The sequence below is a fragment of the Sphingobium sp. B12D2B genome (genome assembly GCF_025961775.1).
Lineage (GTDB): Bacteria > Pseudomonadota > Alphaproteobacteria > Sphingomonadales > Sphingomonadaceae > Sphingobium.
Genome location: NZ_JAOQOH010000001.1, coordinates 1,460,025 through 1,474,291 on the forward strand (window position 1 = coordinate 1,460,025; position 14,267 = coordinate 1,474,291).

Below are 14,267 nucleotides of genomic sequence, written 5' to 3' on the forward strand. Positions count from 1 at the left end.
AACGAAGGGCGCGAGCAGTTGCGTCCTTTGAATCGAGATGAATTGAGAGGTGCGGCCTAAGTTGCACCTCTCCTTTTCCGAAATGACGTGTCGTCGTAATTCAATATTTCAGCCAAATATATCGAAATAAATAAATTATTTTAACTAATTATTTATAATTAATGCCCATCCGTTGGTATGATTATCTCGTTGAGATATATTGAATATTTATAGTTGTTAATTTGAACGTGGGGTTATTGCATGTTTCATCCCGTCGGGAATCGCCGGACGTCCTTCAAATCCATTCTGCGCTGCTCGGTGGCGACGACGTTCTTGGTCGCGGTGGGCAGCCTGCCTGCACATGCGTCGGACGGCGCGGGTGGTATGGCGGGGGATAGTACTTTCACGAGCGCAGGCGGGAGCGCAAGCACTACGTCAACGGGGAACAGCGGGACGGACGGGGTCGGTTCTGAATCGAGCTATCTCTCCGGCGGTGCCGGTGGCGGTAGCGGCCTGACGGGCGGCGATGGCGGGGCTGGCTCGGGCGAGAATGCAGGCGTTGGCGGTGCGGGTGGAACTCTCGCCGGTGAGGCGGGCACGGACGGCTCCAACGGTGGCGACAACAGTTCGGGTGGCGGCGGCGGTGGCGGCGCGCATGGCTATGTCGGGCTTATTACCGATCTGCCCAGCTCGGGTACGCTCACGGGCGGCAACGGGGGTAATGGCGGCCTCGCAGGTTTTGCTGGATATGGTGGCGGCGGTGGGGGCGGCGGCTTCGGCGCGGTCGTCACCGGTCTTAACGACTCTTACGACGCAATCACCGTCAGTGCCACCGGCGGCGCAGGCGGCGCCTATGGCTGGGCTGGCGTCGGCGGCAATGGTGGCAGCGGTCTGGTTATCGATCAGCCGGCCGGCAATACGGCCATCAGCATTACAGACAGCATATTGACCGGCGGCGCGGGCGGCGGGAGCCGCGAAGGTCAGTCCTTTGGCGGTAATGGCGGCTCTGCCCTTGTGCTCACCGGCGGTACCGGGAGCAGCACTGTTTCGATCTCCGGGGGTAGCATCACGGGCGGTGATGCCCAAGGCGGCAACTTCGGCGGGGCCGGGGGCTTTGGCATCCTGATCGAGAACATGAGCGGCCTTACCACCCTCACGATCGACACAGCGGTGACAGGCGGCGCCGGTGGGGCCGGGATGTTCACCAACGGTGCGGGCGGCGCAGGCATTCAAGGCGAGAACCTTGCTCTTTCCATCGGGACTGGCGGTTCCGTATCCGGCGGCCTTGGTGGCAATGGCGAGCGGGCCGCGGCCCTGAATTTCACGGGCGGTACCAACAGGCTGACACTCGCCAGCGGCGCCACGCTGAACGGTGGTATCGTCGTTGCGACCAGTGCCACGAAACTCGAATTCGCCCAGTCTGAGAATTACACGCTCTCCAGTGCGATTTCAGGCTCGGGCTCTGTGATCAAGACCGGCAGCGGAGCGTTGACCCTCACGGGCGACAATAGCGCTTTTGCTGGCAACATGATGCTCACCGGCGGCGCGACGGTCATCGATGGCAGTACGACGAGCGGGAACATCGTCTTCCTGGGCGGGCTCGACGGGGCGTCGCTGACCGTGGTGAATGGCGGCACCTTCAACGCCCCCAACATCATCGTCAGCAACAGCACGAATTCGGCAATGCCGGGCATGGAAGATGAGAGCGGTTCGCTGCTCGTCACGGGAACGGGGTCGACGGTCACGACCGAATTCCTGACGGTCGGCTATTATGGCGACGGCAGCGTGGCGATCGAGAATGGCGGTACCGTCGTGGTCAACACCTCCACGTCCGTCGGTGCGGTCGAGGGCAGTGTCGGCTCCATCACCGTTTCGGGCGAAAATAGCCATCTCCAGAGCGGGTCCCTGCAGTTCGGCGGGAGCGGCCAGGGCACGCTCATCCTGTCCGGCGGCGCGACGCTGCAATCCACCAGCGGGAGTTTCGGCGTAAATGCCGGATCGCTCGGCACCGGCACCCTCAGCGGCGCGGGAACGCGCTGGGACATCGGCGCAAGCGGCTTGGGGATCGGCACCAGCGGCGAAGGCATTCTCACCGTGACGGATGGCGCGACGATTGCCGCCTCCGGCAGTGACGCGGATGTGAGACTTGGCGCAAGCGCCAACGGCAACGGTCAGATGACAGTCTCAGGCAGCGGGTCCAGCGTAACGACCGACCGGAACATGACCATCGGCAGCTATGGATCAGGCACGGCCACCGTGACGGACGAGGCGCTGCTGGGCGGTGACAAGCTGATTGTCGGCTTCGTGGATGGCAGCCAGGGCACTTTGAACATCAGCGGTGAAGGCACGCTCGCGCGAGGCACGTCTTACGTCATGGTGGGCACATATGCCGGGAGCAGCGGCGTCGTCACCGTCTCCGATGGCGCGACCCTCAAGTCTGACGGCAATCGCGGCATCACGCTGGCTTATGAGGCCGGTTCGACGGGCACGCTGAACATTGGCGCGGCGGCAGGCAGTGCGGCCCAGGCGGCCGGCGTGATCGATGCCGCCAACGGCATTCAGTTCGGTGCCGGGGCGGGCAAGCTGGTTCTGAACCACACCGGCACGGATTATGTGCTGGCTGCAGGCCTGTCGGGCAGCGGCGTGGTCGATGTGCTTGCCGGTACGACGATCCTGTCTGGTGACAGCAGCAATTATTCTGGCTCGTTAAATGTGGACAGCGGCCTGCTGGTGCTGGCCAACACGACGAGTGCCGCAAGCACGATCATAGGGCAGGACGGCACGCTGCAGATCGGCAATGGCGGCACCAGTGGCTCCTTCGACGGCGACCTTGTGAACAACGGTCTGCTGGTGTTCGATCGCTCCGATGCGCTTCATCACAACCGGGTTATTTCCGGCACGGGCGATCTGACCGTGGCGGGCGGGGTGATCACCTTGAGCGGGATGAATACCTTCACGGGCGCCACGACGATTGATGCCGGTGCCACACTGGCCCTCTCCAATCAGGGCCGGGTGAACCAATCGAGTTCCGTAACGGTCAATGGTACCTTCGACCTGACCAGTGCAGCCAGCGCACAGATCAACGATCTTGGCGGTAGCGGAACGGTGATTGTCGGTGATGCGGGGTTGATGCTGGCCAATGCCTCGCAGGTCTTTTCCGGACGGATCACTGGAACGGGCGGTTTGAACGTGTCTGCCGGCACGCTCACCCTGACCAACGCCAGCGATTTCGAAGGCGGTCTGGGGATCAGCAACGGCGCCACGGTCAACCTCGGCAACGGCGGCACGACCGGCTCGATCACTGCCAATGTCACCAATTACGGCACGCTGCTGTTCGATCGTGCGGACGATGTGAGCTATCTCGGCCAGATTTCCGGTCAGGGCACGGTGATCAAGACCGGCGATAATATAGTGACCTTCGGCGGCTCGATGAGCGGCGTCCAGCTTGACGTGCAGCAGGGTACGGCCTTGTTTGTTGGGACGATCAGCAACAATGTCAATGTTGCCGAACAGGGCGAGCTGGTGTTCGCCAACCCCGCGACCACGAGCTACAAGGGCAGGCTGAGCGGCACGGGCACAGTGCTGAAAACGGGCACGGGCACCATCACCTTCTCGGGCGACAGCAGTGGTTTTGCAGGCGATGCGACCATTGATGGCGGGACGGTGCTGCTGACGGGCAAGCTGGGCGGCACTTTGCTGATCGACACCGCAGGCACGCTGCAGGTGGGCAATGGCTTGAAGAATGGCGATCTGCTTGCCGATGCCACCAACAATGGCACGCTGATCTTCAACCAGATTGGCGACTATGACTATACCGGCGCGCTGTCGGGCAATGGTGGCCTGATCAAGCAGGGCGAGGGCACGCTGCTGCTCTCGGGCGACTATGGTTATACCGGGTCGACGGTGGTGCAGGCGGGCCGGGTGCGGCTGTTGGCGCAGCTCGACAGCGCGACCGATCTGGTCGTGGATGATGGCGAGTTTGACCTGAGCGGCACCGACCAGACCGTTGCGGGCCTGAGTGGCGCGGGCGGGACGGTGAGCCTGGGCACGAGCACGCTGACCGTCAACCAGAGCAGCAACACGCTGTTCGGCGGCAGCTTCAGCGGCAGCGGAACGATTGCTCTCAATGGTCCGTCCAGCGCGCCCGTCAGCATCAACCTGACCGGGGAGAGCTTTGGCTCGTTCACCGGTGCGCTCAACCTTGAGGGCATCGTGACGCGGGTGAACGGCTCGATGGGCGGCACGATCACGGTCGGCAGCGATGCGGCCCTGGGCGGTCGCGGGCAGGTGAACAATATCGTGGTCGGCAATGGCGGCACGCTGCTGCCGGGCAACTCGATCGGCACGCTCACCGCAGCGGGCAATGTCGTGTTCCAGGCAGGCTCGACCTATGAGGTGGAGGTCAATGCCGAGGGCGAGAGCGACAAGCTGATTGTCGGCGGGACGGCGACCATCCAGGGCGGCACGGTCTCGGTGCTGGCGGCTGCAGGCAATTATCGCTTCAGCAATGAGTACACGATCATCACGGCCGCGGGCGGGGTGACCGGCCAGTTTGCGGCCACCGATGTCGATCTGCCGTTCCTGACGCCGGAGCTGAGCTATGACGCCAATAATGTCAGGCTGGTGCTGACGCGCAACAATCGCAGCTTCGAGAGCGTGGCGGTGACGCCCAACCAGTTGGCCGTGGCGCTCGCGCTGGATGCCAGCGATGACAATGCCAGCCTGTCCCGCGCGGTGGCGGGGCAGCTCGAGGAAGCCGGCGCCGTCCGCGCGTTCGATGCGCTCTCGGGCGAGCTGTGGGCGACCGCGGGCACGCTGATGGTGGACGGCACTCGCCGTCTCGGCGACATGGTGATCGGCCGCATGGAGCAGGCCGATGTCGTCAGCCGCACGCTGGCCGGTGCCGGCTCCTCGGCCCGCACGCTGCGTGATGGCAGCACGGCGGTCTGGGGCCAGGGCATTGGTGCGTGGAGCACGCTCAAGAGCAATGGCAATGCGATCAAGGCGACGCAGAGCACCTTCGGCTTCATCACCGGTATCGATACGGGCCTGGGTGGCTGGCGTCTGGGCGTGGCCTTCGCGCATGAGCAGAACAAGGTGCGGGTCGACGGGCGCAGCAGTGAGGCGACCGTCAACGGCAACAGCGCGCTGGTCTATGCCGGCGGTGGCTGGGGCGCCCTGCGCGCCCGGATCGGTGCCTCCTATAGCTGGCTCGACGTGAACGGGACGCGCAAGGTGGCGTTCCTGGGCGTCAATGATGCGCTGGCAGGCGGTTATGATGCCAAGAGCGCCTCTGCCTTCGGTGAGGTGAGCTATGCTCTCCCGCTGGGCGCGGTGACCGCCGAGCCCTTTGCCGGCGTGACCTATGTCCATCTCAAGAGCGATGCCTTCACCGAGACGGGCAGCGCCCTGACCGCGCTGGGCGTCACCGGCAATACCCGCGACGTGACCTACACCACCTTGGGTCTGCGTCTGGGCGGGGCAGTGCCGGTCAGCGCCACCACGGTGCTCAGCCCGCGCGTCTCGGCAGCCTGGCTGCGCAGCTTCGGCGATGTCGATGCGACCAGCCGCAACATCCTCTCGACCGGCGAGGCCTTCTCGGTCGCGGGCCTGCCCACGACGCGCGATACCCTGCGCCTTGAGGGCGGCGTTCAGGCCAACATCATGCCCGGCGGCTCCATCGGCGCTACCTACGTGGGCAACATCGGCGACCAGTGGAAGGACCACGGCGTCAAGATCGGCTTTAGCTACAGCTTCTGATCTCAGACGCTGCGAGCGAGAACGGAAAGGGGCGCGGAATGACCGCGCCCCTTTTTTCGTGCCTCTCATTCGAAGGTGGTAGCCAGCTCGCGCCCGCGACCCCGTTCAGAATGCCATATTGGGCTGTTCGTCCTGACCCACGCCGCGCGGGGCGCGCGTGTCCGCCTGTTCTGGGGAAAGCTCGGCGAGCGTGCTTTTGGCGCGCGCGATATAGGGATCGAGCTTGCCTTCATCGTAGAGCTTCTTGCCGAAATAACCAATCGCCGCGCCGGCGAGCAAAGTTTTCATCATGTGCGGTCTCCTTGATCGCTAGCACAATGAGCAAGAGCGCGGAGCGTTCCGTGCCGCGCCATTGAGATGCGCCGGAGTGAAGAGGACAGGCGTCTGCCGGGACCCTCAGTTGGCGGCGCGTCCGGCCTGCAGCGTGCGCCGGAGATGATCGATGGCCAGACGCCCGCGGGCATCGTCGAACCCCTTGCGCGAGAGCATCAGGCGATAGCCCGGCTCGAAATCGACCGGGACGCGATGGAGTTGCCCGCGCGTGGTGGCAGGTGCGGCTTCCTCATCGAACAGCATGGCAAGGCCCGTCCCATTGAGCGCCAGCCCCATCGCGACATCGGTGAATTGCGGTCGCGCGACGACATTGGAAGGGTAGATGCACGCATCGGCCAGCGCGTTGATCAGCCAGTCGTTATGCGGTGTGTTGTCCGGCATCATGATCATCGGGGCGGCGCTGATCCTGACAGGATCGCTCCCCACCGCCTCGACCAGCGCGGACGTTCCGAAGAGGCTGCTGGTCACGCGCCGGAGTGTCTCGATGGTGAGATCCGGGGCGACCGGTGGCCGGCCGGTGAAGAAGGCGACGTCCACCTTGCCGCTGCGGAGCATGGAGAGCATTTCTTCGCCCGGCGCGGAGAGGATCAGCTCCACATTCGGCACCTGGCCGCGCGCATAATAATCCGGCAGGCACGGCCTGATCCATTGATCGATAAGATAAGGGCCGGCGGCGACCCGCAGCACATAGCTCTGCGCACTGCCGGCCGTGGCGCCCAACTGAACCTTGTTCGCCTCACGCAGCAGCAATCGTGCCTGATCCAGCAAATCGCGGCCCAAAGCGGAGAGGCGCGCGGTCGATCCGCGCTGACGATCGAACAGGCGAGCGCCGGCTTTCTGCTCCAGCGCCTTGATATGATTGCTGATTGAGGGCTGGCTGATCCCGAGCCGATCGGCCGTGATACGGAAATTCTCGTCTTTCGCTGCTTCGACGAAAATCTCCAATTGCCGGATCGTGAATGCCATAAGCGATAGCCCCTCCCTTATAACTGATAGCGGACCGGGCCGTTGCTTTGCAATCGGGAGCAACCGATGCCTTGGCGAATGAGGCGTCCAGCGATGATCTGGGCGGCCCGCACAGAGCAAAAGAGCAATCAGGAGCAGGATTATGAGCGAGATCGAAGCGCTGCGCAGCGATGTAAAGGCCCTGACCGAGCGGATCGGGATGCTGGAAGATCTCAATGCAATCCGCCGGCTTCATAATGCCTATGGCTATTATACCGATTATAACCGTTCGGACGAACTGGCCGAGCTGTTCTCCGAAGATGCCGAGATCATCTTTCTCTCCGGCATCTATCGCGGCAAGGTGGGCGCGCGGCGGCTCTATGGCGACTGGTTTCGCCAGTTCTTCACGCAAGGGCGCCCCGGCCCGGTCTATGGCTTCCTGCTCGATCATTTCCAGATGCAGGACATCATCACCGTCGCGCCGGATCGCCGCACCGCCAAGGGCCGGTTTCGCGCACTGCTGCTCGGCGGCAATCATGAGAGCCGCGACTACCGCCCGGAAGGCCTGCCCGACCAGTTCTACGAAGCCGGCATGTACGAGAATGATTATGTGCGCGAGGACGGGGTCTGGAAGATCAAGCGGCTCGATTATGTCGTGCAATGGCAGGCGGATTATGATGCCGGCTGGTACAAGACCATCGCGCATCTCCAGCCGCTGACGAAGACCTTCCCGGAAGACCCGCTCGGCCCGGATGAACTGGTCGACAATCAGCGGCAGACATGGCCTTATCGGCAGGAACTGGCGATGCACTTCGCGCATCCGGTGCTCGGCCGGGCGCTGGCGGACGCGGAACGGACCGCATAGCGGGCAGTGGGTCGAGGGAGAGGGCATGTGATCGTGGGTTTGATGTTCAGGCGCATGATGGCGCTGACCGCGCTGCTGCTTGTCCTCCCTTCCGCCTGCCGCGATGCCGCAGACGGTGGTCAGGCCGCCGCCGATGTCGAGTGGCCGCTGCATGGCCACACCGAGACGGCGCAGCGCTTTGCCGATCTGGACCAGATCGACCGCGAGACCGTGTCACGGCTTGACCTGGCCTGGTCCTTCGATCTGGAGACGGATCGCGGGCAGGAAGCGACGCCGATCATGGTTGATGGCGTGCTCTATGTGGTCAGCGCTTATGATGTCGTCTCCGCCATCGATGCCCGCACCGGCAAGGGCCTGTGGACCTACGATCCAGAAGTCCGCGCGGCATCTGCGCGCTCCTGCTGCGGGCCGGTCTCGCGCGGTGTCGCGGTGGCGCAGGGCCGGGTTTATGTCGGCGCGCTTGACGGGCGCCTGATCGCCCTGGATGCCAAAAGCGGCAAGCCGGTCTGGGAAACGCAGACGATCGACCAGTCCGGTCCCTTCGCCGTGAATTACACGATCACCGGGGCGCCGCGCTTCATCAAGGGCAATGTCGTCATCGGCAATGGCGGCGCCGAGTTTGGCGTGCGCGGCTATGTGAGTGCCTATGATGCCGCGACCGGCAAGCTGGCCTGGCGCTTCTACACCGTCCCCGGCAAACCCGGTACGAAGGACAACGCCGCGTCCGACGCGGTGCTGGCCAAGGCGCAGGGAAGCTGGGCAGGGCAATGGTGGCGCTATGGCGGTGGCGGCACGGTGTGGGATGCGATCGAATATGATCCCGCGCTGGACCTCATCTACATCGGCACCGGCAATGGCTCGCCGTGGAATCATCAGATGCGCTCGGACGGGAAGGGGGATAATCTCTTCTTGTCCTCCATCGTCGCGCTGCGCGCCTCGACGGGCGACTATGTCTGGCATTTCCAGCAGGTTCCGGGCGATGCCTGGGATTATACCGCAACCCAGAACATCGTGCTGGCGGACATGGAGATCGACGGCAAGCCGCGCAAGGTGCTGATGCAGGCGCCCAAGAACGGCTTCTTCTACATTCTCGACCGCGCGACCGGCGAGTTCCTGAATGCCACCGCTTATGTGCCGCAGAATTGGGCGAAGAGCATCGATCCCAAGACCGGCCGTCCGGACATCGTGCCGGAAGCACGCTATTACCGCACCGGCAAGCCGCACTTCCAGTTTCCAAGCTCAGGGGGTGGGCATAACTGGCCGCCCATGGCCTTCAGTCCCCGCACGGGGCTTGTCTACATTCCGGCGCAGGATGTGGGCATGCCGTTCGGCCCCAATCCGCAGGAGGCGCAGGTGATCGGCGCCTACACGTCCGGCGTGGCGATGAGCGGCGGCGGCGCCATGAGCGCGGCGGACCGCAAGGCGCTGTACGACAGCATGAAGGCGCGGCTGATCGCCTGGGACCCGATTGCCCGCAAACCGCGCTGGACAAGCGAGGAAGCGGCACCCTTCAATGGCGGCGTGCTCGCCACGGCGGGCGGCCTCGTCTTTGCCGGCAACGCGCAGGGGCGGCTGGTCGCCTATGATGACGAGAGCGGCAAGCGGCTCTGGTCGTTCGAGGCGCAGACCGGCATCGTCGCCCCGCCGATCAGCTATCGGCTGGACGGGGTGCAATATATCGCGGTCATGGCCGGCTGGGGCGGCGGCTGGCCACTCACCGGCGGGGTGATGGCGCTCAAGGCCGGCAAGACCATCGGCCCCAACCGGCTGCTGGTGTTCAAACTGGATGGGGCGGCGAAGCTGCCTGCCTTCACACCGGCCGAGCCGCTGCCGTTCCCCGATGTGGTGGACAAGGGGACGCCGGCCCAAATCGCGCAGGGCGACGGGCTGTTCGGCCGCTTCTGCCTGCGCTGTCATGGCAGCGGGGCGGTGAGCGCCGGCGCCTATCCGGACTTGCGCCGGACGGGATTGCTCGGCACGAAGGGTTTTTCGCAGGTCGTTCTGGGCGGCGCGCTGGCGGAGATGGGCATGCCCAGCTTCGCAGGCCAGCTGACGCCGGCACAGGTCGATGCCATTGATGCTTATCTCGTCCGCCGCAGTCTTGAGGACCGGCGGATCGAGACTCAGGAAGGACGCAAGCAAACGCAATGACCGATCAGGCGCAGGGTGGCATGATGAGTACGCCAGAGATGAAAGACGGCATGATCCGTGTGGCGGGCGGGACGTTCTGGATGGGGTCGGACGACCATTATCCCGATGAGGGCCCCGCGCATCCGGCCTCGGTCGATGCTTTCTGGATCGATGAAACGCCGGTCACCAATGCGCAGTTCGCGCGGTTTGTGGAAGCGACGGGCCATGTGACGGTGGCCGAAACGGTGCCTGACGCTGCCGACTATCCGGGTGCCGATCCCGCGATGCTGAAGGCCGGCTCCTCCCTGTTTACGCCGCCGCCGACCCCCGTGCCGCTGCACGATCCAATGGGGTGGTGGACATTCTCCTTCGGGACCGACTGGCGCCACCCCTGGGGGCCGGAGAGTTCCATCGACGGGCTGGCGGATCATCCCGTCGTCCACATCGCCTGTGCCGATGCGGAGGCCTATGCGGCTTGGGCGGGGAAGCGCCTGCCGACGGAAGCGGAATGGGAATTCGCCGCGCGCGGCGGGCTGGATCGTAAGGCCTTCGCCTGGGGGGACGAACTGCATCCCGGCGGTGCCATGCTGGCCAACACCTGGCAGGGCGATTTCCCGCACCAGAATGATCTCTCGGACGGCTATCTGCGCACCTCGCCGGTGCGCAGCTATGCGGCCAATGGCTATGGCCTTTGGGACATGATCGGCAATGTGTGGGAGTGGACAAGCGACTGGTATGTCGATCGACACGACGCGCCGACCAAGCCCTGTTGCGCGCCGCATAACCCGCGCGGCGCCAGCGAGGATGCCAGCCGTGATCCCTATAGCGGCTTTCCCCGCCGCGTGCTCAAGGGCGGATCGCATCTGTGCGCGCCCAATTATTGCCAGCGCTATCGCCCCGCCGCGCGCTATCCGCAGACGGTGGATACCTCCACATCGCATATCGGGTTTCGCTGCGCTCGCGACGCGTGAGGATCGCCCGCTAGAGCTGAGCGTGGCAGGTGGCTGGCTTTAGAGCCCGCGTGCTTCCAGCGTTTCCAGCAACATCCGCTCAAAGGATTCGCGGCGGGTGCGGCGGGCGGCGAGCAGCTTCTTGCTGTCCTGCTGGCGGATAGCGTTCAGCAACTCGCGCTTGTCCACCACCTTGCGCTCCTCACTGTTCCGGCGCGGCAGCGGCAGGAGGGCGCGGTAGCGATCGGTCAATGCCCACAGGCGGATGGCCTCGCGCACGATGGTCTTCTTGGGGGAGAGGTTGAAGATCATCGTGTGGAATTCGCGATGCTCGTTCCACCAACTCGTGCGGTCGCCTTCGTCGAGCAGCTCTTCGAGGCGCTGTTCGCGACGTTCGAGTTCGGCAAGCTCTTCGGCGTCCGGCCAGTCGACGGATTTGAGCAATTCGTCCTCGACCAGATGGCGCAGGGCAAACAGTTGCTCGGCCTCATCGCGGGAAAGCCGGGTGACGAAGAAGCCCCGGTTGGGGTCGTGCTCGATGATGCCTTCCGAGCTCAGCAGCTTGAGCGCCTCGCGCACCGGCACGCGGCTGGCATTGAATTGCTCGGCCAGCTCGGTCTGCCCCAGCCGCATCCCGGGCGCCAACGTGCCGCGGGCGATGAGCAGCCGCAGCTCATTGGCGATCTTGGCGGGAACTCCGCGTTCGGATTTCACTGTTTCCTGCATCATGGGCATTCCTGGTTGGCCGAAGAGCCAGCGGCCTTGAGATTATGGTCGTTCCGGGCATCCCTAGCGTGGTGTCTCACAAAAATGTAGACATTTTCACGCGCTAGGAATCCCGGGCCGGTCGCGCGGGGGTTTTGGCAGACAAACACCCTCCACCCGCTTGACCGCAAATTCAGGATAGGTATACAAAAATGTATACCTATGATCTGATAACCAGCTGCGGGTGGGGATTTTGCGATGATTGTCGATTGTCATGGCCATGTGAGTGCGCCAGCGGAACTGTGGATTTACAAGTCGATGCTGCTCTCGCATCGCGGCGAGCACGGCAAGAAGTTCCCGGACCTCACGGATGAGGAAATTCTCGCCTATACCAACAAGAAGGAGATGGCGCCCTGTGGCCATCTCGACATGCTTGACCGGGTCGGCACCAATTATCAGCTGCTCAGCCCCCGCCCGTTCCAGATGATGCATTCGGAAAAGCCGGGTTTTCTGGTCCATTGGTTTACCGAAGCCACCAACAACATCATCGCGCGGCAGTGCCAGCTTCTGCCGGACCGCTTCGCGCCCATCTGCGGTCTGCCGCAAGTCGCTGGCGAGCCGATCGAGAATGTCCTGCCTGAACTTGAGCGCTGTGTGAAAACGCTGGGCTTCAAGGGCTGCCTGCTCAATCCCGATCCCTATGAGAACAGCGGCACCGAGCCGCCGGCGATGGGCGACCGCTATTGGTACCCGCTGTACGAGAAGCTGTGCGAGCTGGACGTGCCGGCGCACATCCACTCCGCCGGATCGCGCAGCCGCCGCGCGCCGTACACGCTCAACTTCCTGCTGGAAGAGACGATGGCCGTCTATGGCCTGTTGGAGAGCGACGTCTTCAAGGACTTCCCCAGCCTCAAGATCGTGTGCAGCCATGGCGGCGGCGCGATCCCCTATCATGTCGGTCGCTTCCGGGCGTCCGGCCTGCGCAAGGGCGAGGAGTTCCTCGATAAGATGCGGCACATCTATTATGATACCGTGCTCTATTCCGAGGAAGCGCTGCGGCTGTTGATCAAGACCGTCGGCGCCGACAATTGCCTGTTCGGCGCGGAATGCCCCGGCGTCGGCTCTGCCGTCGACCCCGCGACTGGCAAGACGCTGGATGACATTGCCCCGTTCATCACCGGCTTCGACTGGCTGAGCCAGGCGGAGAAGGACCAGATCATGTTCGGCAACGCCGCGCGCCTCTTCAAGCTGGACCTGCCGCCAGCATGAGCGCGGGCGATCCTTATGTCGCGCGGCTGCGCCAGCTGGATGCCTGCGCGGTATCGGACACGCTGGACAAGCTGGGCCTCGCCGGCTGCGTGACCGGGCTGCGCTCGGCCTCGCCGGGCCGCCGCATCGCCGGGCGCGTCCACACCGTGAAGCTCAAGGCCGGCAACGCGCCCGCTGATCGCCCGCCGGTGCATCTGGGTGCCGCCGCCATCGACGCCAGCGGACCGGACGATGTGATCGTGGTCGAGCAGCGCACCGGCATCGACGCCGGCTGCTGGGGCGGCATCCTGTCGCGCGGCGCGCAGCATAAGGGCGTGGCCGGCGTGATCTGCGAGGGTCTGGCCCGCGATGTCGATGAAGCCCGCGAGATCGGCTTCCCGGTCTTCTGCCGAGGCTACACGGCCCGCACGGCCCGCAACCGCGTCTATGAGGATGCGACGGACGTCCCCGTCACGGTCGGCGATTTCACCATCGAACCCGGTTTCTATGTCATCTGCGATTCCAGCGCGGCGGTGTTCATCGCGCCAGCCGACATCGCCCGCGTGCTCGATGCCGCCGAGGACATCGTCCGCCGCGAGGGCGAGATGACCCGCCGCCTCGCCACCGGCGAGAGCGCCAGCGCCGTGCTTGGCGCCAATTACGAATATATGCTCAAGGGCGATCCCCAATGACCGACGACAGCAACGTCACCCGCGCCGCCGCGCTCGATACCGCAACCCTCAGCGATGCGCTCGACCGGCTCGGCATCGTCGGCCAGTGCTATAAGATCGCCGGCCGCGATCCTGATTTCCGCATGGCCGGCCGCGCCTACACCATGCTCTGCGGCCCGGCCTCCAATCCGCCCGGCACGGTGGGTGATTACATCGACGATGTCCCGCCGGGCCATGTCGTGGTCATCGACAATGGCGGCCGCGAGGATGCCACCATCTGGGGCGATATCCTCACCGAGATCGCCCACCGCCGCGGTCTTGCCGGCACCGTCATCGACGGCATCAGCCGCGATGTCTCGCTCTGCCGCGCGCTCGGTTATCCTGTCTTCAGCAAGGGTCACTGGATGCGCACCGGCAAGGATCGGGTGCAGGTCGAGGTCACCAATTGCCCGGTTAACATCGGCGGCGCCCGCGTCGCCCCCGGCGATATCTTGCGCGGCGACCCGGATGGCGTGATCGTTATCCCGCAGGCGCATGAAGCCGCCGTCCTCGCCGCCGCCGAGGAGATCCACGCCGCCGAGGAAAGCATCCGCGCCGCCTGCCGCACCGGCATGCGCCTCGATGAGGCCCGCGCCCAGTTCAAATATCACAGCCTTCAAACACGCGTGCAGGGCTGAACAG

At 64.4% G+C, this 14,267-nt stretch carries 10 protein-coding genes; 7 read left to right on the forward strand and 3 right to left on the reverse strand.

The genetic code is table 11. The features are described 5' to 3' along the window. Window positions 1–240 precede the first annotated feature (240 nt). On the forward strand, window positions 241–5,739 hold the full coding sequence (locus tag M2335_RS06950) for an autotransporter domain-containing protein (RefSeq protein WP_264594216.1): 5,499 nt from the start codon (window positions 241–243) through the stop codon (window positions 5,737–5,739). A 105-nt stretch (window positions 5,740–5,844) separates the two neighbouring features. On the opposite strand, the gene M2335_RS06955 is transcribed toward M2335_RS06950, so the two are convergent. Further along, the gene (locus M2335_RS06955) at window positions 5,845–6,030 is read right to left on the reverse strand and encodes a hypothetical protein (protein WP_181560134.1); all 186 of its coding nucleotides are present in this window, start codon (window positions 6,028–6,030) and stop codon (window positions 5,845–5,847) included. Window positions 6,031–6,135: 105 nt separating this feature from the next. Beyond that, the gene (locus tag M2335_RS06960) at window positions 6,136–7,038 is read right to left on the reverse strand and encodes a LysR family transcriptional regulator (RefSeq protein ID WP_264594217.1); all 903 of its coding nucleotides are present in this window, start codon (window positions 7,036–7,038) and stop codon (window positions 6,136–6,138) included. Window positions 7,039–7,180: 142 nt separating this feature from the next. Here M2335_RS06960 and M2335_RS06965 point away from each other — a divergent pair, with 142 nt between their 5' ends. The 3 genes from M2335_RS06965 to M2335_RS06975 are packed head-to-tail and all read left to right on the forward strand — an operon-like array spanning window position 7,181 to window position 10,983. Beyond that, the gene (locus M2335_RS06965) at window positions 7,181–7,882 is read left to right on the forward strand and encodes a nuclear transport factor 2 family protein (RefSeq protein WP_264594218.1); all 702 of its coding nucleotides are present in this window, start codon (window positions 7,181–7,183) and stop codon (window positions 7,880–7,882) included. Between the two features lie 27 nt (window positions 7,883–7,909). After that, complete coding sequence (locus tag M2335_RS06970) at window positions 7,910–10,033, forward strand: PQQ-dependent dehydrogenase, methanol/ethanol family (protein ID WP_264594219.1); 2,124 nt, start codon at window positions 7,910–7,912, stop codon at window positions 10,031–10,033. A 50-nt stretch (window positions 10,034–10,083) separates the two neighbouring features. Further along, on the forward strand, window positions 10,084–10,983 hold the full coding sequence (locus tag M2335_RS06975; RefSeq protein ID WP_181561456.1) for a formylglycine-generating enzyme family protein: 900 nt from the start codon (window positions 10,084–10,086) through the stop codon (window positions 10,981–10,983). A gap of 39 nt (window positions 10,984–11,022) precedes the next feature. Here the strand turns inward: M2335_RS06975 and M2335_RS06980 are convergent, their stop codons facing one another. Further along, the gene (locus tag M2335_RS06980; protein ID WP_181560131.1) at window positions 11,023–11,691 is read right to left on the reverse strand and encodes a GntR family transcriptional regulator; all 669 of its coding nucleotides are present in this window, start codon (window positions 11,689–11,691) and stop codon (window positions 11,023–11,025) included. A 234-nt stretch (window positions 11,692–11,925) separates the two neighbouring features. Here M2335_RS06980 and M2335_RS06985 point away from each other — a divergent pair, with 234 nt between their 5' ends. From M2335_RS06985 to M2335_RS06995, 3 genes are read left to right on the forward strand one after another with little or no spacing between them, the layout of a single operon-like run. After that, window positions 11,926–12,936, forward strand: coding sequence for an amidohydrolase family protein (locus tag M2335_RS06985; RefSeq protein WP_264578541.1), 1,011 nt, complete (start codon window positions 11,926–11,928; stop codon window positions 12,934–12,936). Next, a complete protein-coding gene (locus M2335_RS06990; protein WP_264594220.1) occupies window positions 12,933–13,607 on the forward strand; it encodes an RraA family protein in 675 nt (224 codons plus the stop codon). Before M2335_RS06985 ends, M2335_RS06990 begins: the two co-directional genes overlap by 4 nt. Further along, complete coding sequence (locus M2335_RS06995; RefSeq protein ID WP_264594221.1) at window positions 13,604–14,263, forward strand: RraA family protein; 660 nt, start codon at window positions 13,604–13,606, stop codon at window positions 14,261–14,263. The genes M2335_RS06990 and M2335_RS06995 overlap by 4 nt, the downstream gene beginning before the upstream one ends. Window positions 14,264–14,267: the final 4 nt, after the last annotated feature.

Bases quoted from the DNA above. Each gene is read 5' to 3' on its own strand.
- M2335_RS06950 (WP_264594216.1), top strand. From the start codon at position 241: ATGTTTCATCCCGTCGGGAATCGCCGGACGTCCTTCAAATCCATTCTG.
- M2335_RS06955 (WP_181560134.1), bottom strand. From the start codon at position 6,030: ATGATGAAAACTTTGCTCGCCGGCGCGGCGATTGGTTATTTCGGCAAG.
- M2335_RS06960 (WP_264594217.1), bottom strand. From the start codon at position 7,038: ATGGCATTCACGATCCGGCAATTGGAGATTTTCGTCGAAGCAGCGAAA.
- M2335_RS06965 (WP_264594218.1), top strand. From the start codon at position 7,181: ATGAGCGAGATCGAAGCGCTGCGCAGCGATGTAAAGGCCCTGACCGAG.
- M2335_RS06975 (WP_181561456.1), top strand. From the start codon at position 10,084: ATGATCCGTGTGGCGGGCGGGACGTTCTGGATGGGGTCGGACGACCAT.
- M2335_RS06980 (WP_181560131.1), bottom strand. From the start codon at position 11,691: ATGATGCAGGAAACAGTGAAATCCGAACGCGGAGTTCCCGCCAAGATC.
- M2335_RS06985 (WP_264578541.1), top strand. From the start codon at position 11,926: ATGATTGTCGATTGTCATGGCCATGTGAGTGCGCCAGCGGAACTGTGG.
- M2335_RS06990 (WP_264594220.1), top strand. From the start codon at position 12,933: ATGAGCGCGGGCGATCCTTATGTCGCGCGGCTGCGCCAGCTGGATGCC.
- M2335_RS06995 (WP_264594221.1), top strand. From the start codon at position 13,604: ATGACCGACGACAGCAACGTCACCCGCGCCGCCGCGCTCGATACCGCA.